Below are 19,703 nucleotides of genomic sequence, written 5' to 3' on the forward strand. Positions count from 1 at the left end.
CCACCCGTCGAGGGCGCCGCGATGGTGACAGCGCGTACCGACACCGACGGTGCCACGCCGTACGCGAGGGGTGTACGGGATGACTGACCATCAGGCTTCCCGCATAGCCGTACGTGGGTCCACCGCGACGCGGATGACCGCTCGGCAGGCGGAACTGGTCCCCCGGCGGTGCCGTCCCCCTGACGCGGAAGTGCCCGGTAGGAAACTCAGCGTGCCGGGCTGGTGGCTGCCAGGGTGCGGCCTTCCTCGTAGGTGAGGGCGGGCGCGGGCAGGGCGGCCTCCTGGCCGGCGAGGAGCACGGTGACCGTGGAGTCGGCGGGGGCGGTGGGATCGGGCCGCGCGCCGATCCGGCGCAGCGCCTGCGCGGCGACCGCGCCGGCCGAGCCGTGCAGGACGAGCGGCGGGAGGTCCGGGCGCTGCACGGCCGCGCGGATGCGCTCGGCGACCAGCTCGTAATGGGTGCAGCCCAGGACGACGGCCCTTACGTTGTCGGGGGTGTGCGCGGCGGCGGCTTCGATCGCGGCGTCGATGGCGGCCTCGTCGGCGTGCTCCACCGCGTCGGCCAGTCCGGGGCAGGCGACCTCGGTGACCTCCACGTCCCCGGCGAACTCCTCGATGAGTCCGCGCTGGTAGGGGCTTCCGGTGGTGAGGGGCGTGGCCCAGATCGCCACGGGTCCGCCGCCCGCGGCGGCCGGCTTGATCGCCGGCACGGTGCCGATGACGGGCACTTCCGGCTCCAGCCGGGCGCGCAGGGCGGTCAGGGCGCGGACGGAGGCGGTGTTGCAGGCGACGATCAGGGCGTCGGGCCGGTGCAGGGCGGCGGCCTCGGCGACGGCCAGGGCGCGCGCGGTGACGTCCTCCGGGGTACGGGGTCCCCACGGCATGCTGCCGGGGTCCGAGGAGAGGACGAGATCGGCGTCCGGCCGCAGTCGGCGCACCGCGGCGGCGGCGGCGAGCAGTCCGATTCCGGAGTCCATGAGCGCGATCTTCACCCGGTCACCATAGACGATCCGCCCCGGCGGCCCGCCGTGGTGGGGCAGACTGCGGCGGGTGAGCGCCCTCGTGTGGATCGCCGTCGGATCGCTGGCCGCGTGGCTGTGGCTGCTGCTCTGCCAGGGCTTCTTCTGGCGTACGGACATGCGGCTGCCCGCGCGCGTGGAGCCGGCCGAGTGGCCCTTCGTCTGTGTGGTGGTGCCAGCCCGGGACGAGGCGGCCGTGCTGCCCGCCAGCCTGCCGTCGCTGCTCGCCCAGGACTATCCGGGGCGGGCCGAGGTCTTCCTGGTGGACGACGGAAGCTCGGACGGTACCGGTGAGCTGGCCCGCGAGCTGGCCCGGCGGCACGGCGGTCTGCCGCTGACCGTCGGCTCGCCCGGCGAACCCCCCGCCGGCTGGACCGGCAAGCTGTGGGCGGTGCGCCACGGCATCGGTCTGGCCCGCGCGCGGGAACCCGAGTACCTGCTGCTGACCGACGCCGACATCGCCCATGAGCCGGGCAGCCTGCGGGAGCTGGTGGCGGCGGCCCGGACGGGCGGTTTCGACCTGGTCTCCCTGATGGCCCGGCTGCGCGTGGAGAGCGTGTGGGAGCGGCTGGTGGTGCCGGCGTTCGTCTACTTCTTCGCCCAGCTCTACCCGTTCCGCCGGATCGCGGTGCCCGGGTCGCGGACGGCCGCTGCCGCGGGCGGCTGTGTGCTGCTGCGCGCGGACGCCGCCGAGCGGGCGCGGATCCCGGACGCGATCCGGCACGCCGTCATCGACGACGTGGCGCTCGCCAAGGCGGTCAAGCGCGGTGGCGGCCGGATCTGGCTCGGGCTCGCCGAGCGGGTGGACAGCGTGCGCCCCTATCCCCGGCTGCGCGATCTGTGGCGCATGGTCGCGCGCAGCGCCTACGCCCAGCTCCGGCACAGTCCGGCGCTGCTCGCCGGGACGGTCGCCGGGCTCGCCCTGGTCTATCTCGTCCCGCCGGCCGCGCTGGTGGCGGGGCTCGCGACCGGGACCGGGTGGGCGGCACTGGCCGGCGCCCTCGCCTGGTCGGTGATGACAGTGACGTATCTGCCGATGCTCCGCTACTACCGGCAGCCCCTGTGGCTCGCTCCCCTGCTGCCGGTCACGGCGTTCCTCTATCTCCTCATGACGGTCGACTCCGCGGTGCAGCACTACCGGGGCCGCGGGGCCGCCTGGAAGGGCCGCACCTACGCGCGGCCCGGCACCGCCCTCGACGAGAGCTGACCGGCGGCGCGGCCGGTCACTTCCGGCCGGGTGTCCAGTTCATGCCCCAGCCGTAGGCGTGGTCGATGGTGCGCTGGGGGCTGACACCGCGCTCCGGGATCAGGTACCGGGCCTCGCGCTGGACGACGAGGTCGCCGCCGTCGTGGGAGATGAGGGCGAGGGCGCAGACGGTGGAGGGGACCGTGCACTCGTCGAGCGAGAAGTCGATCGGGGCGCCGTTGAGCGGCTGGAGGGTCACGGTGGCGTGCAGGTCGGCGAAGGAGCGGGCGCCCTCGTAGATGGTGACGAAGATGAGGATGCGGCGGAAGTCGCGCTTGTGGTCGAGGTTGATGGTGAGGTTCTCGCCGGTGTCCACGGCTCCGGTGCGGTCGTCGCCGTCGAGGTGGATGTACGGCGGCTGGTGCAGGGCGCCGAAGGCGTTGCCGAGGGCCTGGACGACTCCCTTGCGGCCGTCGCTCAGTTCGTACAGGGCGCACAGGTCGAGGTCGAGGTCGGCGTGCTGGGCGACGGCCCGGCCCCGCTTGCTGCCCCACCCCGAGAACTGCTTGCGCACCTGCCAGTTGAGGTTCACGCGCATGGCGCCGGAGGTGCCGCCCTGCTTGCTGAGCGAGACGGAGGGCGCCTCTTTGGTGAGCGTCACCTTGCTGAGGCGCACCGGCGCCACGGGTGCGGCGGGCTGCCAGGGGTTCGCGGGCGGAGCCTGCGGCGGGGGCATGGTGACGGGCGGGGCGGCCGGCGGGGGCGCGACCGGCGGCGCGGTGACCGGCGGGGCCGTGGGCGGCGGCGGTCCCTGCACCCGGGTGGCGGGCGACGGAGGGGCGGGCGCGGGTGGCGCGTGCTGCGGTTCGTCCACGGTGATGCCGTAGTCGGTGGCCAGTCCTTCGAGGCCGCTGTCGTAGCCCTGGCCGACGGCGCGGAACTTCCAGGCGCCCTGGCGGCGGTAGAACTCGCCGAGCACGAAGGCGGTCTCCACGGTGGCGTCGGTGCTGTCGAAGCGGGCGATCTCCGTGCCGGCGCGGGCGTCGAGCACCCGGATGTACAGGCCGGGGACGCGTCCGAAGGAGCCGCCGTCCGCGGAGGCGGCCAGGACCACCTTCTCCACGGCGGGCTCCACGCGCGGCAGATCGACGTGCAGGACGTCGGTCACCTGGCCGCCGGCGGCCTGCTTGCCCTCGTGTCGGACGGCACCGGAGGAGTGCGCCGGCTGGTTGTAGAAGACGAAGTCGCCGTCCGAGCGGACTCTGCCGTTGACGAGCAGCAGCGCGGAGGCGTCCGCGTCGGGTGCCCCGGGGCCGGGCCGCCAGCCCAGCTCCACCCGCAGCGCGCTCGTCGGGACAGGAACGTTCGATCCCTTGGACATGCTCATGTGCGCCCCCATCGCGTCTTTTCCGCGCCGGGTCCGGCCCCGGGGCGGCCGCCGGCTCCGTTCCCAACCTAATCCCCCGGCCCGCCGAACTCCCCCGGCGCGCACCGGAAGATCGGCGGCCAACTGCCGGTAACCCGCTAGGAACTCGCCCTTTACACGATCTGAACCCGCTTTGGCGTCCTTTTTTGCCGAGTTCGCTCGCATTGGGGACAGCGGGTCACTGCGGACACGGAAAACAACCCTCTTATCGGTCTCCCCAACCAGCACATCGTGGGCTTAACTTATGTGCCATGACCTCCCCCCGCTCCACCTATGGCGGCGGTTACTACTCCGCCTTCCAGGACACCCCGATCTACGACTCCCTCGTCGCCGAGCGGGGCACCCCTCAGATCGCCCCGATTCGCGTTCCCGCCGCGTACGACTCGGGCAGCCACCTCCCCGCACTGCCGTCCGCGCTCCCCGCCCTGCCGGCCGGCCCCTCGCACCAGGCCTCCTCGTACGGCTACCAGCAGGCCCCGCAGCCCGCTCCGCTGCACCAGGCCCCCTCGCCGTACATCCCGCAGCAGGCGGGCGCACCGCGCGGCTACCCCGGTCCGCAGCCGCAGCAGCCCCGCCCGGTGCCGGGCAACACGGGCTACGAGGCGATGCGGCCCGCCGCTCCCCGGCCCACGCCCACCCCGTACCAGGACCCCTACAACGGTCAGCAGTACCGCGGGTACTGACCCCTTCGCGCTGGATTGTCGGTGCCTGCTGGCACCATGGCGGTCATGGGGAACGCGGTACTGCACTCGATCCACGTCCATCCGGTCAAGGCGTTCCGGGCCCAGTCGCCCCGGGAGGCCGTGGTGGAGCCCTGGGGGCTGGCCGGGGACCGGCGCTGGGTCGTGATCGACGACGGGGGAAAGGTCGTCACACAGCGCGAGCAGCCGCGTATGGCGCTGGCCGCCGCCGAGGCGATGCCGGGCGGCGGTCTGCGGCTGTCCGCCGAGGGTCTCGGTCCGGTGACCGTCCCCGTGCCCGATCCGGTCGGTACGACCACGGTGGAGATCTTCGGGGACAAGGTGGAGGCGGTGCTCGCCGACGCCGCCGCCCACGCCTGGTGCAGTGCCCATCTGGGCGCCGGCGTACGTCTGGCCCACATGGACGATCCCGCCGTCCGCCGGCCCGTGGACCCGCGGTTCGCGCTGCCCGGTGAGACGGTCAGCTTCGCGGACGGCTATCCGCTCCTCGTCACCACCCTGGGCTCCCTCGACGCCCTGAACGCGCTGATCGCCCGGGGCGACCATCCCGACGAGGGCCCGCTGCCCATGACCCGCTTCCGGCCGAACGCCGTCGTGTCCGGAACCGATGCCTGGGCCGAGGACGGCTGGTCCCGGATCGCCATCGGAGAGGTCACCTTCCGCGTCGCCAAGATGTGCGGCAGATGTGTGGTCACCACCACCGACCAGGACAGCGCCCGGCGCGGCAAGGAACCCCTGCGCACGCTCGCCCGGCACCGCCGCATCGGCGGCAAGCTGGTCTTCGGGCAGAACCTCGTCCCCGAGTCGCGCGGCACACTGCGCGTCGGCGACCCGGTCACGATCCTCGAATAGCCCGCCGGCCCGCTCAAGCCCGCGGGGCCGCTCACGGTCCTCGAAGAGCCCGCGCGGCCTGCTCATCGTCCTCGAACGGCCGGCGCGGCCTGCTGATGGTCCTCGAACGGCCGGCGCGGCCCGGCCCCGCAGAAGGCCCCGGCAGAAGCACCCGCCGAAGTCCTCACCGGAGTCCTCACCGAAGTCCTCACCGGAGGCTGGCCGGACGGGAACCCCGGCCGCGGGCCGGATCGTTGACGGCGTGCGGGACCGTTCGCGGAAGGCCTCGCGGGAGGGGTGATGTCGCTCTCTCTTCCGCCGCTTTCCGCGTGAACGGCCCGGCAGGGGGTTATCACGGACGCGGAAGGGGGTGATGGACGGTGCGTTCGGTCATCGGACTCTGGCGCTGGCGGCACAATCCGCTGCGCCGCACGACGGATCTCGTCGAGGCCTGGCTCGCCCTGGCCGCCCTCCTGGTCATCGCCTTCGGAGCGCCCCTCGTCGGGACCGCCGTCGGCACCTCCGCCGACCACGCCCTGCAACAGGCGGTGCGGCACCAGCGAGCCGACCGCCACCAGGTGACCGCCACCGTCGTCAGGGCGCTCTCCCACAGCTCCGTCCAGCCCGACCCCGAGACCTCGACGGCGCGGGACACCCGTACCCGCGTCATAGCCGACTGGACGGCGCCGGACGGCAGCCGGCAGCGCGGTGTCGTCGTCACCCTCCTCAAGTCACCGCGTCCCGGAGCCCACTTCGGCCTCTGGACCGACCGGCACGGCCGGCTGGTGGGCCGCCCGCTGGACGGCGCCACCGCCACGACGCACGCCGTCCTTGCCGGTTTCGGCGCGGCCGTGCTCACCGCGGGCTGCGTGGAGTGCGCGAGACGCCTGGTCCTGTGGCATCTGGTCCGCCGGCGGTACGCGCACTGGGACAGAGCCTGGGACAAGGCCGGTCCCGACTGGGGCAAGGCGGGCACCGGAAGCTGACGGCCCGCCGGCCACGGTCAACCGGCCCCGCCGGCGCACGCTACGGTGGACCGGCCGCGCTGACCCGCACCGTCATGAGAGGCTGTCCGGCAGGGGCAGTATCCCCGCCGACGGGGTATCAGCAAGGCCTCGCAGGACCCGCGTACGACGAGGTGGGGGCACGACAGCGCCATGGCACAGGGCACGGTCCAGGTGACGCACACCGGAACCTCGCGGTGGCGGCGCCGCACGGGTGAGTACGTATCGCTGGCCGCCGCCCTGGAGGCCGCGGCGGATGGTGACGTCCTCACGGTCGCTCCGGGCACCTACCGGGAGAACCTGGTGGTGCAGCGCGCGGTGACCCTGCGCGGCCCCGAGGGCTCGCCCGGCTCCGTGCGCATCGCGCCGGTCGACGGTGTGCCGCTGACCGTCCGCGCCTCGGCCGTGGTCCAGGACCTGCACGTGGAGGGCCAGGACTCGGCGGCGCCCGCGCTGCTCGTCGAGGAGGGCACCCCGGAACTGCTGGACGTGCGGATCGTCACGCGCTCGGCGGCCGGGATCGAGGTGCGCGGCGGCGCCCGCCCGACCGTGCGCCGCTGCACCGTCGACAACCCGGCGGGCGTCGGCATCGCCGTACTGGACGGCGGCGGCGGGGTGTTCGAGGAGTGCGAGATCGTCGCGGCCGGCCAGTCGGGCATCCTCGTCCGCGGGGGCGGGCATCCGCGTCTTGAGCGCTGCCGGGTGCACCACGCCTCCGGCGCGGGCCTGTCGGCGACGGGGGAGAACTCCTCGCTGGAGGCGGTGGGTTGCGAGGTGTACGAGGTCAAGGGGTCCGGGGTGCAGGTCACCGCGCGGGCCACCGCCCACCTCACGGACTGCGATGTGCACCGCACTACCGCCGACGGCGTCACCCTGGACACCGACGCGGTGCTCACGCTCGCCGACTGCCGCATCCACGACATCCCCGAGAACGCGGTGGACCTGCGGTCCCGGTCCGTGCTGACGCTCACCCGCACCACCGTGCGGCAGTTCGGGCGCAACGGCCTGTCGGTCTGGGACCCGGGCACGCGCGTGGACGCCAACCAGTGCGAGATCTTCGACAGCACGGGCGACTACCCCGCGGTGTGGGTGAGCGACGGCGCGACGGCGGTGCTCGACTCCTGCCGGGTGCACGACGTGCCGGACGCGCTGTTCGTCCTCGACCGGGGTTCGCGCGCCGACGTCGTGGACAGCGACATCTCCCAGGTGCGCAACACGGCGGTGTCGGTGAGCGACGGCGCCACCGCCCAGCTCGACGACTGCCGTATCCGGGACGCCGCCACGGGAGCCTGGTTCCGCGACCACGGCAGCGGCGGCACGCTGTCCGGCTGCACCGTGGACGGCACCCAGACCGGCGTGATCGTCACCAAGGGCGCCGACCCGACCATCGAGCGCTGCACGGTCACCTCGCCCGCCGAGGCCGGTTTCTATGTGTCGGCCGACGGCCGCGGCAGCTTCCTCAACTGCCGTGTGGCGGACAGCGGGGGCTACGGCTTCCATGTGATCGACGGCTGCCGCGCGACCCTGCGCAAGTGCCGTACGGAGCGGTGCGCGCGCGGCGGCTACGAGTTCGCCGACGGCGGCGCGCCCGGCGGCGGTCCGGTGGTCGAGGACTGCGCGAGCGACGAGAGCACGGGGCTGCGCACCCCGGCGCACGAGACGGCCGTCGAGACGTCGAGTGCCCCGGGAAGTCTCCTCGGGGTGATCCCCGGTCAGCGCGGCACCGAGCGCGATCCGCTCGTCGCCGAGCCGGAGCCCGTCCCGGAGGCCCGCGCGTCGAAGGCCGTGCTCGGTGAACTGGACGCGCTGGTGGGCCTGGAGAACGTCAAGCGCGAGGTCCGCGCCCTCACCGACATGATCGAGGTGGGCCGGCGCCGACAGCAGGCAGGGCTGAAGGCGGCGTCCGCCCGGCGCCATCTGGTCTTCACCGGCTCCCCCGGCACTGGCAAGACGACCGTGGCCCGGCTGTACGGCGAGATCCTCGCCTCGCTGGGCGTGCTGGAGAAGGGCCATCTGGTCGAGGTGTCCCGGGTGGACCTGGTCGGTGAGCACATCGGGTCGACCGCGATCCGCACCCAGGAGGCGTTCGACCGGGCGCGCGGCGGCGTGCTGTTCATCGACGAGGCGTACGCGCTGTCGCCGGAGGACTCGGGCCGCGACTTCGGGCGCGAGGCCATCGACACCCTGGTGAAGCTGATGGAGGACCACCGGGAAGCGGTGGTCGTGATCGTCGCCGGTTACACCGCCGAGATGGAGCGGTTCCTGTCGGTCAACCCCGGTGTGGCGTCGCGTTTCTCACGGACCATCACCTTCAACGACTACCTCCCCGACGAACTGCTGCGCATCGTGGAGCAGCAGGCCGAGGAGCACGAGTACCGGCTCGGGCCGGGCGCCGCCGAGGCGCTGCTGAAGTACTTCACGGCGATCCCGAAGGGCGCCGCGTTCGGCAACGGCCGGACCGCCCGGCAGACGTTCGAGGCCATGGTGGAGCGGCACGCGGGCCGGGTGGCCCAGTTGGACGAGCCGAGCACGGACGATCTGACCCTGCTCTACTCCGAGGACCTGCCGGAGCTGTCCTGAGCGTTCCCGTGGGGGCGCTGGCCGGGGACGTCGGTCCGCAGCCGGGCCAGCAGCAGTTCGCGCTCGGCCGCGAAGACGGGGTCCGCCTGGTAGTCGGAGTGGCCGAGGACCGGTGCGGGCAGTGGATGCCGTTCGGTGCGGCCGTAGGCGAGCGGGTCCGTCAAGGGTTCGTGGTCGACCTCGGGGCCGCAGTCGCCGGGCAGCCGGACGGGGCCGCCGATGGGGTCCGTCGGGCGGTACAGGTTGCGCCAGCAGGCGACCTCGCGGTGCAGTGAGGCGAGGGCGGCGGGCCCGAAGTGAGCCGGGAACCAGCGCCCGTAGAGGCGCTCCAGCGGGGAGCCGTAGGTGAGCAGCGCGATCCGCCGGCGGGTGGCGGGCCGCAGTTGCCAGGCCGCGGCGGCGGCCAGGACGCTGCCCTGGGAGTGTCCGGAGAGCACCAGCCGTCCGCCGGTGGCGCGGGTCCAGGTGGCCATGCGCCAGGTGAGGTCGGGGACGGCGCGCTCGGCGTAGCAGGGCGGTGCGAAGGGGTGGGCGGCGCGGGGCCAGAAGGTGCCGACGTCCCAGAGGATGCCGATGGTGCGGCGGGCGGCGGGGTCCTTGTAGGCGCGGCGCCCCCAGGTGACGAAGAGTATGAAGCCAAGTCCGATCAGCCAGGAGCCGAGGGCCTGGGCGGTCTCGGCGGCGCCGTGGACGAGGGCGTAGGTGCCCCGCGCGGCGGCGCTCGGGGTGTCCCCGGTGGCGAACGCCCCGGCGACGGCGCCGGCTCCGAGGAGCAGCGTCGCGAACGAGAGGACGCCGACGACGAACGGCGCGCGGTCGGTGAGGGCGGCCATCGCGCGGGTGCTCGCGATGCGCCGGGTGCGCGTGGTGTCCTTCGGCTCGCCCGGGTAGGCGCGTTCGACGGCGATCGCCTCGCGGTGCCGCTGACGCAGGGTTCGCCGGCCCAGGCGGGCGACGACGGCGAGGAGCACGAGGATCAGGGGCGGGATCGCGGACGCCTGCCAGGTGAGCAGGACGGGCGGGCCGGGGATGGAGTGCCGGGTGCCGTCGAGCCAGTCGGCGACGCGCTGGCAGACCCCGCCGGACATCACGCCGCCCAGCGCGCAGGCGAGCATGGCGACGGCGGGCCCGGCGAAGCCGCGCATCGCGGTACGGGTGTCGAGGGGAACGTCCGGTGTGCCCGGGCCGCCCCAGGTCACGGGGTTGGTGCGGTACAGGGTGCGGGCGACGAGGCCGAGCGCGATGACCAACAGGCCCTGGACGAGGGTGAGGCCGCCGAAGGTGGCGTCGCCGGGGAGACGCCCGGTCGCCTGCCACTCGGGGCGCGACCAGCAGGCGTACACGAGGGTGAGGGCGAGCAGCAGGATCGCGCCCTGGGGCAGCAGACGGACGAGCGTCCGGTCGCCCTGCCGGTCGATCCGGTGCTCGCTGCGGCCCCGGCGGCAGACCACCGCGAGGACGACGGCCGCGCCCAGCACGAGGGCCGCGTCCAGGAGGGTGCCCAGGACGTCCAGCGGGGCGGGGCCGCCCGGCGCGCGGTCGTGGCGGGTCGCCGGGGCGGCGACGGCGGCGGCGACGGTGAGGAAGCCCGCGGCGGTGTGCGCGGCGCGCAGCCGGGCCACCAGGCGGCGCCCGTACCAGAAGCCGGGGCGGCTGAGCGCGGTGCCGTCGGTCTCCTCGCCGGGGCGGGCCTCGCGGGACATGGGCTGCTGGGACTCGTAGGCGCTCCAGGTGCGGTGGGAGAGGTACCAGAGGAGGGCGGTGAGCGCGGCGGGTACGAGGGCGGCCAGGGCGAGGCGGCGGCCCGGCTGGCTCCACCAGCCGGGGTCGGGGCGGTCCGGGGAGAGGAAGCCGAGCCAGGAGTGGTTGCGGACGCACGCGCGCGTGCCGGCGCACTGCCAGGCGGCGAGGTCGAGGGCCACCTCGCAGGCGGCGGCGACGAGCAGGACGGTGAGGGTGAGTCCGGCGAGCCGGACGAGCAGCCCGTACAGGCGTACCGTGCGCGGGTGGTGGCGGGAGGCCGGGCGCATCCAGTGCGCGAGGTTGACGACCATGAAGGGCAGCAGCAGGAGCCAGAGGGCGCGGGCGCCGTTGCCGGAGGTGAGGTTGCACCACACGTACGCCTCGCGCACCGGGCCGGCGCGGTCGGCCCGCGGGTGTTCCTCGGCGTCGGCGTCGTCCGCGCGGCGGTAGACGGCCGCGGTCGCGTCGCCGGTGACCCGGACGGTGCGGGGGTCGTCCAGCATGTCCTCGGGTGTGGCGCCGCCCACCCCGTGGACGAGGAGTTCCAGGGCGATGTCGTCCGCCCGGCGCCTCGCTAAGGCGCTGGGCGGCTCGGCGCCGGCGGTCTGTTCCGGTGTGTGTTCCACGGTTGGGCACTCCCCCGGGCAACGTGTGCCACGTGTGTCATGTTCAGGCACAAGGATCGCGGCTGGGGTGCGCGCGGCACAGGGGTACGCGCCGAATCTCCCCGATACGTGTGAAAGTGACGGCCCGGAAGGGCCGCGACGGGCGTGCGGGCGGTGGCGCGGCTGTCGGCGCGCCGTGCGAGGATGGGACCTCCTCCAGACCTCGGACAAGGAGAACGTCCACGTGGGAGCGGGTTCGGTCGGAGTGTCGGGCAGCCAGCGGCGAAAGGACCGGAGCGGTCGTGAGTGAGAATCAGAACCTCCTCGCGGAGCAGCGCCGCGCCCTGATCCTCGACGAGGTGCGCCGCCGCGGCGGTGTCCGGGTCAACGAACTGACGCGCAAGCTCGGTGTGTCGGACATGACGGTCCGCCGCGACCTGGACGCGCTGGCCCGTCAGGGTGCCGTCGAGAAGGTGCACGGCGGCGCGGTCCCGGTGGCCGAGGCGAGTACGCACGAGCCGGGTTTCGAGGCCAAGTCGGGTCTGGAGCTGACGGCCAAGGAGGACATCGCGCGGGCCGCGGCCGAGCTGGTCGCGCCGGGTTCGGCGATCGCGCTCTCGGGCGGCACGACGACATACGCGCTGGCCCACCGGCTCCTGGACGTCCCGGATCTGACGGTCGTCACCAACTCGGTGCGGGTGGCGGACGTGTTCCACTCCGCGCAGCGCACCTCCGGCCAGCGCCAGGGTGGCGCCACGGTGGTCCTCACCGGCGGTGTCCGTACGCCGTCCGACTCGCTCGTGGGGCCGGTTGCCGACCAGGCCATCGCGACGCTGCACTTCGACGTCCTCTTCCTCGGGGTGCACGGCATATCGCCGGAAGCGGGCCTGTCGACGCCGAACCTGGCGGAGGCGGAGACCAACCGGCGCCTCGTGCAGTCCGCGCGCCGGGTCGTCGTGGTCGCCGACCACACCAAGTGGGGCACGGTGGGCTTGAGTTCGTTCGCCGCGCTGGAGCAGGTCGACACGCTGGTGACCGACGGGGGGCTCCCGGCGGAGGCCCGCGCGGAGATCGCGGAACACCTGCGGCGCCTCGTCGTGGCCGGTGAGCCCGAGGACGATACAGACATCTGACGGGCCGCCAGCCAGGGTGTCGCTGCCGAGGCTCCGGAGGCCTTCGGGGTGCTTCGGGTCATCGATCGTTGCCGACCGGGACTCGTTCCCGCTGGGGGTTCGCTCATGGCACACCGTCTGCGTCCGGTAGGGCCCGACTTCGCCGAGACCGCTCCGGTGCGTCTGGTGTTCGCCCGTGAGGTGGCCGCGCCTCCCGAGGCGGTCTTCCGGGCGCTCGCCGAGGACGTGTCCGGCTGGAGCGACTGGTTCTCGGCGGTGACACTGGCCCGGCCCACCGGCGACGGCACCGGACGCGAGGTGCGGCTGCGCGGCGGCACCCGCTTCGCGGAGACGGTCCTGGCCGCCGAGGCGCCCCGGCTGTACGCGTACCGGGCGGACGTCACGAACGCGCCCGGGATGCGCGCGCTGGTCGAGGAGTGGCGGCTGACGCCCGCAGGCGGGGGCACCCGGGTCCAGTGGACCTTCGCCGCCGACGGGACGGCCCTGTTCCGCGGGGGACTCACTCTCGCGCGGCCCGGTCTGGGCCGCGCCTTCCGTAACGCGGTCACGGCGCTGGACCGGCGCCTGGCATCCGCGCCGGCCTGACACCGGCGCGCCCACCTGGCCGTTGGGCTCCGGGCGGGGCAGAAGCCCGGCCGGGCAGGGGCCGCCTGGACGGGGGGCGCGGCGCCCGAGCAGGAGCCGCGTGGACAGGGGCCCGCATGAGCAGGGCACGCATGAGCAGGGCACGCATGAGCAGGCGCCCGCATGAGCAATGGGCCGCATGAGCAGGGGCTCCCGACCAGAGGGGTCCGCGCGGGCGGGCCCGGCCGCGCCTCAGTCCGGCCAGACGCCCGTGTGCAGCAGCGAGCTGATCGCCTCCGTGTACGGGGCGATGTCCAGCCCCTGTTCCTCCAGCCAGGAGTCCGAGTAGTACTTGTCGAGATAGCGGTCGCCGGGGTCGCACAGCAGCGTCACCACGCTTCCGGTGCGGCCCTCGGCCACCATCTCGGCGACGATCTTCAGGGCGCTCCACAGGCCGGTGCCGGTCGAGCCGCCCGCCTTGCGGCCGATGGCCTGCTCCAGGGCGCGCACCGCGGCGACGGAGGCCGCGTCGGGGACCTTCATCATGCGGTCGATGGCGCCCGGCACGAAGCTGGGCTCCATTCGCGGCCGGCCGATGCCCTCGATCCGCGAACCGCAGTCGCAGGTCACGTCCGGGTCGCCGGTGGTCCAGCCCTCGAAGAAACAGGAGTTCTCCGGGTCGGCCACACAGATCAGGGTGTCCGCCTGCATGTAGTGCACGTAGCGCGCGAGGGTCGCGGACGTGCCGCCGGTCCCGGCCGTGGCGACGATCCACGCGGGCACCGGGAACCGCTCCAACTCCAGCTGGCGGAAGATGGATTCGGCGATGTTGTTGTTCCCGCGCCAGTCCGTGGCGCGCTCCGCGTAGGTGAACTGGTCCATGTAGTGGCCGCCGGTCTCCACCGCGAGGGCGGCGGCCTCCTCGTACATCCGGCGCGAGTCGTCCACGAAGTGGCAGCGCCCGCCGTGGAACTCGATGAGCCGGCACTTCTCGGGGCTCGTGGTGCGGGGCATGACGGCGATGAAGGGCACGCCGATGAGCCCCGCGAAGTAGGCCTCGGAGACGGCGGTCGAGCCGCTGGACGCCTCGATCACCGGGCGGTCGGGGCGGATCCATCCGTTGCACAGGCCGTACAGGAACAGGGAGCGGGCGAGCCGGTGCTTGAGGCTGCCGGTGGGGTGGGTCGACTCGTCCTTCAGATACAGGTCGATGCCCCAGGCCTCGGGCAGCGGGAAGCGGAGCAGGTGGGTGTCCGCGGAGCGGTTGGCGTCGGCCTGGACCTTGCGGACGGCGTCTTTCAGCCACTTCCGGTAGCCCTCGTCGGTACGGTCGACGTCGAGGGTCGCGCCGGTCCGGGTCTGCTGGGGAGTGCTCACGGCAGGGCTCCTGTTCGCGTGGTGCCGACGCCGCTGAACCGGTCGGACACTTCGATCATAAACACCTTCCGCACGCTTCTCACCTGCATAAACACACCTTTGGGCGCCCCAAAGGCACCCCTGGGGACGGGGCCCGGGCACCGCCGAGGGGGCGCAACCGGCCCGTGCTGCCGACGCCCCGAGCGCCCCCGCGATGCGCACTGGTGCCGGGCGGCGCCTGCGGGCAGACTGCCCCTCGGGGCGATCGCCCCGCCGGGCACGGACACCGGGAACCACGACCGGGCAGAGCCGGAGAGCGCGAGGGGGCGGAGCGGCATGGCGGAGCCGGAGTTCACGGCGACGGGCGTGCGGATCGGGAAGCGGCTGCGCTCGCTCACCCGAGCCGGACAGGTCCGGATCAGCGACGGCAGGCTGCAGTTGCTCACCAGTTACGGCAGCGAGATCGACAGCGCCCCGGTGCGGGCGGTGCGGGCGTCGAAGCCCTGGTTCGCGCACGGGGACCGGGCCTCGGCGGATCTGAACGGCACCCGCTACTCGCTCACTCTCGGCGAGCGCGATCCGGCGCCCGGCAAGCCGGGGCCGCCCTCGGCACGCCGCTTCATCGAGGCGGTCCGCAGGGCGGCGGGACACGGCCGCTGAGGCGGTCCACGACGGCCCGCGGGGCACCGCGAGTTGCGGGACGGCGCCCCCTGGGTCACTCTGATTCCACATCACTACTCTGGGTCTACCGGCGATAACGCTGTGAACCAGCCCGCCGGTCACCACAGCAGGCGGCGTTCCACTCGGCCGCCCTGCTGGATCCGATCTCCGTCTTCTTCCGGACCTCAATTCGGGGAGTCGCAGCCGTGATCAGCCAGCCAAGCAGGCATTGCGCGGTGGAGCTCCAAGCCCTGCCGTCGCGGATCGGCCAGGTCCGCAGAATCGTCTCTGCGCAGTTGCGCTACTGGCATCTGGACCCCTTGATAGACCGGGCCGCGCTCGGCGTCACCGAGTTGCTGACCAACGTCCATCTGCACGCCCGGCCCGACAAACAGTGCACCGTGAAGATCGAGCTGCTGCTCGACACCCTCACGGTCTCGGTGCGCGACCACGATCCACGGCTTCCCGAGATACGGGAGGCCGGCCCCGGCGCCACCTGCGGACGCGGCCTCGCCATGGTCGCCGCGATGGCCGAGAACTGGGGGGTGCGGCCCGACGGTGACGCGGGCAAGGTCGTCTGGTTCACCCTTCCGGCGAAGGCGCCCGTCGTGGCGTCCGCCCTCCGCTCCCCGTACGAGATCTCCGGCGAGGCCTCGCTGCGGCAGACCGTCGATGCCGTCGGTGTCGATGTCGGCATCGACGCCCTCAGGCCGGAACACGCTCCCGCCCGGTCGGCCGTTGCCGGCTGACCGGGCGGTGACCTCCGTCGCGTACGCCGCCCGGTCACGGACGTCGTACGGGCCCGACGGGATCACGTACGGAACCGGCGGGACCGGGTACGTGGCCTGCGGGTTCACGTACAGGCCCGACGGGATCGGGCACGTGTCCGGCGGGTTCGGACGCGGGCCCGGCGCGACCATGTACGTGGCCGGCGGGATCAGTTGCGAACCCCGTGGGATCACTCGGTGGCGATGGCGCGCAGGACGTCCAGGCGCGCCGCCCGCCGGGCCGGGCGCAGGCCCGCGATGGCTCCCGCCGCGAGGCCCACCAGGGCGACCACGGCGAGCCGGAGCGGCGGGACCGCGAAGGCGAAGGCGGTGTCGGACGTTCCGTCCGAGGCCTTCACCAGCACCCAGCCGAGGAAGGCGCCGAGGGCGAGACCGCCCGCCGTGCCGAAGGCGGCGACGAGGACCGACTCCCAGCGGACCATGGCGCGCAGTTGCGCCCGGGTCTGCCCGACGGCCCGCAGGAGCCCGATCTCGCGGGTGCGTTCGTGTGTCGCGAGTGTCAGCGTGTTGGCGATGCCCAGCAGTGCGATGAGGACCGCGAGGGCGAGCAGCGCGTAGACCAGGGTCAGCATCATGTCGATGCCCGAGGCGGACGAGCGGGCGTACGCGTCACGGGTCTGCACCTCGGGGCTGCCGTACCGTTCGGCGACCCGGCGTACGGCGGCCGTGCCCCGGTCCGTGCTCACGCCGTCCTTCAGGGAGACGGCCACGAGGGTGTCGGAGTCCTGGGTTCGGTGCGGCGCCCAGGCGGCGCGGGTGATGAGGTAGTCGCCCGCGAGTTCCGAGCGCCCGTAGACGGCGCGGACGGTGAACTTCTCCTTCCGGCCGTCGGTGAAGGCGAGTTGGGCCGTGTCGCCGGTCGCGAGGTGCTGTTTGCCGGCCTCCTCGCGGGTGACGGCGATGCCGTCGGTGCCGAGGCGGGCCAACGAGCCGCGCACGTCGCCGAGATCGAGAACCGTGGCGAGGGCGACCGGGTCGGTGACGGTCAACGCCCGTCCCTTGCCGTTGACTTCGGCGATGCCCTTGCCGAGCCCCACGGCGTGCTCGACGACCGGTTCGCGCGCGAGGGCGGGGGCGAGTCGGGGGCTCAGTCCGCTGCCGCCCGCGCCGAACGAGGGCGCGCTGACGGCGATGTCGCCCGCGAAGGAGCGGGAGACGGTCTGGTCCATGGTGGCCTTGAGCGAGGCGCCGAACACGGTGAAGAGCGCGACGACGGCGACGCCGATCATCAGGGCGCCCGCCGTGGCGGCCGTACGCCGGGGGCTGCGCAGCGCGTTGCGCCGGGCGAGTGCGCCGGTGACACCGCGCAGTCGGGCGAGCGGGGCGCCGAGGACGCGTACGGCGGTGGAGGAGGCCACGGGGCCGAGGACCACGAACGCGGCGAGGGCGAGCAGCGCCCCGAGCCCGGCGAGCCACAGCGACGGGGCCATCAGGACCCCGGTCAGGGTGACCGTCACGGCGAGGGCGGCCAGTCCCCCGCCGGTGATCGCGCGTCCCCGGGAGGCGCCGGACTCGTCCACGGCGGACTCCCGCAGCGCGGCGAGGGGCGCGGTGCGTCCGGCCCGCGCGGCGGGCGGCAGCGCGGAGGCGAGGCAGACCACGACGCCGACCGCGAGCGGCAGCAGCATGGACAGGACGCTGATCACCAAGTCGCCGTCGGGGAAGGGGAATCCGATGGCCGGGAACAGCTCCTGGAGTCCTGCCGCGATCCCGACGCCCCCGGCGAGTCCGGCCGCCGAGGCCGTCACGGCGACGACGCTCGCCTCGGCCAGGGTTGAGACGGTGACCTGGCGGCGGGAGGCGCCGAGGGCGCGCAACAGGGCGTTCTCGCGGGTGCGTTGGGTGACGACGATGGCGAAGGTGTTGTGGATGGAGAAGGTCGCCACGAGGAGCGCGATCCCGGAGAAGACGAGCAGCAGCGTGGTGAAGAGGGTCAGGAACTGGCTGGAGATCATGTCGGTGTTCTCCCGCGCGAACTCCTCGCCGGTGATGGCCTCGACTCCCTTGGGCAGTACGGGAGTCAGGCCGGCCACCAGCTCGTGCCGGCCGACTCCGGGAGCCGCCCGCACGCGGATGCCGGCGGCCTGGCCGGGTCGCGCGGTCAGGTACTTCTCCGCGTCGGCCTGTGTCATGCCGGTGAACGTCACCTGGGCCATGCCGTCCTCGCCGCCGAAGGTCGCGAGGCCCACGATCGTCACCCGTACGGGGTCCGGTGTGCGCAGGACGGTCGTGTCCCCGATCGCGAGGTGGCCCCTCTTCGCGGCGCCGCGGTTGACGACGACCTCGCCGGTCCTGGCGGGCGCCCGCCCCTCCGCGAGCCGGTAGGCGTTGAGCCGGGGGTCGTCGATCCAGTTGCCCGCGAGGGTGGGCGGGCCCTGGCCGCCGACCGGTTCGCCGTCGGCGCCGACGAGCTGGCCGGCGCCCTCGATGTCGGGCACGGCGGCGGCGACGCCCGGCACGTGTTCGAGGGTTCGCGCCAGGCGGGTGGCGACGGGGCTGCGTACGCCCTGGCTCTGCCCCGGTGTGGTGATGGTGTCGGCGCTGCGGACCACGGCGTCGGTGCCCTTGGTCGCGTTGCCGAACATCGTGTCGAACCCGGCGCGCAGGGTGTCGCCCATGACGAGCGTGCCGGCCAGGAACGCCACGCCGAGGAACACCGCGAGGAACGTGCCGGCGAAGCGCCGTCGGTGGGCGCGCAGCGCCGAGGCGCCGAGGCGCAGCGCGGCGTTCATTCCGGCTTTCGTGCGGGTGTTCGTGCCGGTGTTCATGCCGGTTTTCGTGCTGGCGTTCGTGCCGGTTCTCATACCGGGGCCGCCTCTCCGTCGGAGGCGCCGTGGGTCTCATACGCGTCGAAGGCCTTCATGCGGTCGAGGACCCTGTCGGCCGTCGGGTCCGCCATCCGGTCGACCAGGCGCCCGTCCGCGAGGAAGAGCACCTCGTCGGCGTGGGCGGCGGCGACCGGGTCGTGCGTGACCATGACGACGGTGCGGCCCGTACGGCGCACTGTCCCGCCGAGGAGGTCCAGCACCTCCTGGCCGGAGCGGGAGTCGAGGTTGCCGGTGGGTTCGTCGGCGAAGACGACGTCGGGCTGGCCGGCGAACGCCCGTGCCACGGCCACGCGTTGCTGCTGCCCACCGGACAGTTCGCTCGGACGGTGGTGCAGCCGGTCGCGCAGGCCGACCGCGTCGATGAGCGCGTCGAGCCGGTCACGGGAGCCGCCGGTGCCGGCGAGATCCAGCGGCAGGGTGATGTTCTCCGCGACGGTGAGCGTCGGGATCAGGTTGAACGCCTGGAAGACGAATCCGACGCGGTCCCGGCGCAGCAGGGTCAGCCGGCGGTCGTCGAGCGCGCCGAGTTCGGTATCGCCGATGTACGCGGCTCCGGAGGTGAGGGTGTCCAGGCCCGCGGCACAGTGCATCAGGGTGGACTTGCCGGAGCCGGACGGCCCCATGATCGCGGTGAAGCGGCCGGCTGGGAACCCGACGCTCACCCCGTCCAGGGCCCGTACGGCCGTGTCGCCGCTGCCGTACACCTTCACGGCGTCGGCGACCCGGGCCGCGTCGCGGGTGGCGGTCGCCGCCGTCACGCCGCGCCGCCCTTGCCGGTACGGCCGAACTGCTCGTCCAGGACAGACAGCCGGCGCCAGTACTCGTCCTCGTCGATCTCCCCGGAGGCGAAGCGCCGGCCGAGCACGGCGATCGGCGAGTCGCCCGTCGGACGGGGGTCGCCCGGACCGAAGCCGCCGACGGCCCGCCACGGACCGCGGCGGCCCCGGAACGCGGTGCGCCGCAGGACGGTCACCACGCCGAGCACGACGGCCGCCCAGATCAGCGGGAAGAACAGGATCCACGGGCCGGGGCCGCCGTCCCAGTTCGCCAGGGTCTGCATCTCGGGTCATCTCCTCGGTGGGGCCGCGCCCTCGCGCGGGATCTTCGGAATCGGGTGATGCTTCGAGACTGGCTCCGGGAGGGGGCCCGAGTCGTCGTACGGCCAGCGGCCGTCCGCGTACCTCCCGGGGAGTACACGGGGCACCCGCGCCTGCTTCGCCCGCCTCTCGCCGCCCCCTGCCCCCTGCTATCTGCTACCTGCCGGATGCCGTCCGGCGGA

16 protein-coding genes are annotated in these 19,703 nt (G+C 73.7%); 9 read left to right on the forward strand and 7 right to left on the reverse strand.

Annotated elements, in window-relative coordinates:
• Positions 1–206 precede the first annotated feature (206 nt).
• Entirely contained in the window at positions 207–992 is a 786-nt protein-coding gene (locus tag AB0912_RS11620; RefSeq protein WP_366698252.1) for an aspartate/glutamate racemase family protein, read from the reverse strand.
• 58 nt (positions 993–1,050) lie between these two features.
• Between AB0912_RS11620 and AB0912_RS11625 the strand changes: the two genes are divergently transcribed.
• Positions 1,051–2,226 carry a glycosyltransferase gene (locus AB0912_RS11625; RefSeq protein ID WP_366698254.1) on the forward strand — a complete coding sequence of 392 codons (1,176 nt, stop codon included), beginning with the start codon at positions 1,051–1,053 and terminating at the stop codon, positions 2,224–2,226.
• Between the two features lie 16 nt (positions 2,227–2,242).
• On the opposite strand, the gene AB0912_RS11630 is transcribed toward AB0912_RS11625, so the two are convergent.
• Complete coding sequence (locus AB0912_RS11630; protein ID WP_366698256.1) at positions 2,243–3,592, reverse strand: TerD family protein; 1,350 nt, start codon at positions 3,590–3,592, stop codon at positions 2,243–2,245.
• 290 nt (positions 3,593–3,882) lie between these two features.
• Here AB0912_RS11630 and AB0912_RS11635 point away from each other — a divergent pair, with 290 nt between their 5' ends.
• The 4 genes from AB0912_RS11635 (at position 3,883) to AB0912_RS11650 (ending at position 8,747) form a co-directional block, all read left to right on the forward strand.
• Positions 3,883–4,314: a DUF6643 family protein gene (locus AB0912_RS11635; RefSeq protein WP_366698258.1), complete on the forward strand. Its 432-nt coding sequence runs from the start codon at positions 3,883–3,885 to the stop codon at positions 4,312–4,314.
• Positions 4,315–4,359: 45 nt separating this feature from the next.
• Positions 4,360–5,184, forward strand: a complete 825-nt coding sequence (locus AB0912_RS11640; RefSeq protein ID WP_366698260.1) for an MOSC N-terminal beta barrel domain-containing protein — start codon at positions 4,360–4,362, stop codon at positions 5,182–5,184.
• A gap of 359 nt (positions 5,185–5,543) precedes the next feature.
• Positions 5,544–6,149 (forward strand): hypothetical protein, encoded by a 606-nt coding sequence (locus tag AB0912_RS11645; protein ID WP_366698262.1) that lies wholly within the window; start codon positions 5,544–5,546, stop codon positions 6,147–6,149.
• Positions 6,150–6,320: 171 nt separating this feature from the next.
• Positions 6,321–8,747 carry a right-handed parallel beta-helix repeat-containing protein gene (locus AB0912_RS11650; RefSeq protein ID WP_366698264.1) on the forward strand — a complete coding sequence of 809 codons (2,427 nt, stop codon included), beginning with the start codon at positions 6,321–6,323 and terminating at the stop codon, positions 8,745–8,747.
• Here the strand turns inward: AB0912_RS11650 and AB0912_RS11655 are convergent.
• Complete coding sequence (locus AB0912_RS11655; protein ID WP_366698524.1) at positions 8,717–10,993, reverse strand: hypothetical protein; 2,277 nt, start codon at positions 10,991–10,993, stop codon at positions 8,717–8,719. The two genes, AB0912_RS11650 and AB0912_RS11655, sit on opposite strands and share 31 nt — an antisense overlap.
• A gap of 404 nt (positions 10,994–11,397) precedes the next feature.
• Between AB0912_RS11655 and AB0912_RS11660 the strand changes: the two genes are divergently transcribed.
• Positions 11,398–12,228, forward strand: a complete 831-nt coding sequence (locus AB0912_RS11660) for a DeoR/GlpR family DNA-binding transcription regulator (RefSeq protein ID WP_366698266.1) — start codon at positions 11,398–11,400, stop codon at positions 12,226–12,228.
• A 105-nt stretch (positions 12,229–12,333) separates the two neighbouring features.
• A complete protein-coding gene (locus tag AB0912_RS11665) occupies positions 12,334–12,813 on the forward strand; it encodes an SRPBCC family protein (RefSeq protein WP_366698268.1) in 480 nt (159 codons plus the stop codon).
• Between the two features lie 231 nt (positions 12,814–13,044).
• Here AB0912_RS11665 and AB0912_RS11670 read toward each other — a convergent pair whose 3' ends face one another.
• Positions 13,045–14,169, reverse strand: coding sequence for a PLP-dependent cysteine synthase family protein (locus AB0912_RS11670; RefSeq protein ID WP_366698270.1), 1,125 nt, complete (start codon positions 14,167–14,169; stop codon positions 13,045–13,047).
• A gap of 315 nt (positions 14,170–14,484) precedes the next feature.
• Between AB0912_RS11670 and AB0912_RS11675 the strand changes: the two genes are divergently transcribed.
• Both AB0912_RS11675 and AB0912_RS11680 read left to right on the forward strand, forming a co-directional pair.
• A complete protein-coding gene (locus tag AB0912_RS11675; RefSeq protein WP_366698272.1) occupies positions 14,485–14,808 on the forward strand; it encodes a hypothetical protein in 324 nt (107 codons plus the stop codon).
• Positions 14,809–15,014: 206 nt separating this feature from the next.
• The gene (locus AB0912_RS11680; protein WP_366698274.1) at positions 15,015–15,557 is read left to right on the forward strand and encodes an ATP-binding protein; all 543 of its coding nucleotides are present in this window, start codon (positions 15,015–15,017) and stop codon (positions 15,555–15,557) included.
• Positions 15,558–15,766: 209 nt separating this feature from the next.
• Here the strand turns inward: AB0912_RS11680 and AB0912_RS11685 are convergent, their stop codons facing one another.
• The 3 genes from AB0912_RS11685 to AB0912_RS11695 form a co-directional block, all read right to left on the reverse strand.
• Positions 15,767–18,328, reverse strand: a complete 2,562-nt coding sequence (locus AB0912_RS11685; RefSeq protein WP_366698526.1) for an FtsX-like permease family protein — start codon at positions 18,326–18,328, stop codon at positions 15,767–15,769.
• A 68-nt stretch (positions 18,329–18,396) separates the two neighbouring features.
• Positions 18,397–19,182 carry an ABC transporter ATP-binding protein gene (locus AB0912_RS11690; RefSeq protein ID WP_366698276.1) on the reverse strand — a complete coding sequence of 262 codons (786 nt, stop codon included), beginning with the start codon at positions 19,180–19,182 and terminating at the stop codon, positions 18,397–18,399.
• On the reverse strand, positions 19,179–19,484 hold the full coding sequence (locus AB0912_RS11695) for an SHOCT domain-containing protein (RefSeq protein WP_366698278.1): 306 nt from the start codon (positions 19,482–19,484) through the stop codon (positions 19,179–19,181). The genes AB0912_RS11690 and AB0912_RS11695 overlap by 4 nt, the downstream gene beginning before the upstream one ends.
• Between the last annotated feature and the right edge of the window lie 219 nt (positions 19,485–19,703).

Source organism: Streptomyces sp. NPDC007084, assembly GCF_040703595.1.
Classification (GTDB): domain Bacteria; phylum Actinomycetota; class Actinomycetes; order Streptomycetales; family Streptomycetaceae; genus Streptomyces.

Coding starts and splice junctions, on each gene's coding strand:
- AB0912_RS11630 (WP_366698256.1), bottom strand. CDS start 3,592: ATGAGCATGTCCAAGGGATCGAACGTTCCTGTCCCGACGAGCGCGCTG.
- AB0912_RS11635 (WP_366698258.1), top strand. CDS start 3,883: ATGACCTCCCCCCGCTCCACCTATGGCGGCGGTTACTACTCCGCCTTC.
- AB0912_RS11640 (WP_366698260.1), top strand. CDS start 4,360: ATGGGGAACGCGGTACTGCACTCGATCCACGTCCATCCGGTCAAGGCG.
- AB0912_RS11650 (WP_366698264.1), top strand. CDS start 6,321: ATGGCACAGGGCACGGTCCAGGTGACGCACACCGGAACCTCGCGGTGG.
- AB0912_RS11655 (WP_366698524.1), bottom strand. CDS start 10,993: ATGCTGGACGACCCCCGCACCGTCCGGGTCACCGGCGACGCGACCGCG.
- AB0912_RS11665 (WP_366698268.1), top strand. CDS start 12,334: ATGGCACACCGTCTGCGTCCGGTAGGGCCCGACTTCGCCGAGACCGCT.
- AB0912_RS11675 (WP_366698272.1), top strand. CDS start 14,485: ATGGCGGAGCCGGAGTTCACGGCGACGGGCGTGCGGATCGGGAAGCGG.
- AB0912_RS11685 (WP_366698526.1), bottom strand. CDS start 18,328: ATGAACGCCGCGCTGCGCCTCGGCGCCTCGGCGCTGCGCGCCCACCGA.
- AB0912_RS11695 (WP_366698278.1), bottom strand. CDS start 19,484: ATGCAGACCCTGGCGAACTGGGACGGCGGCCCCGGCCCGTGGATCCTG.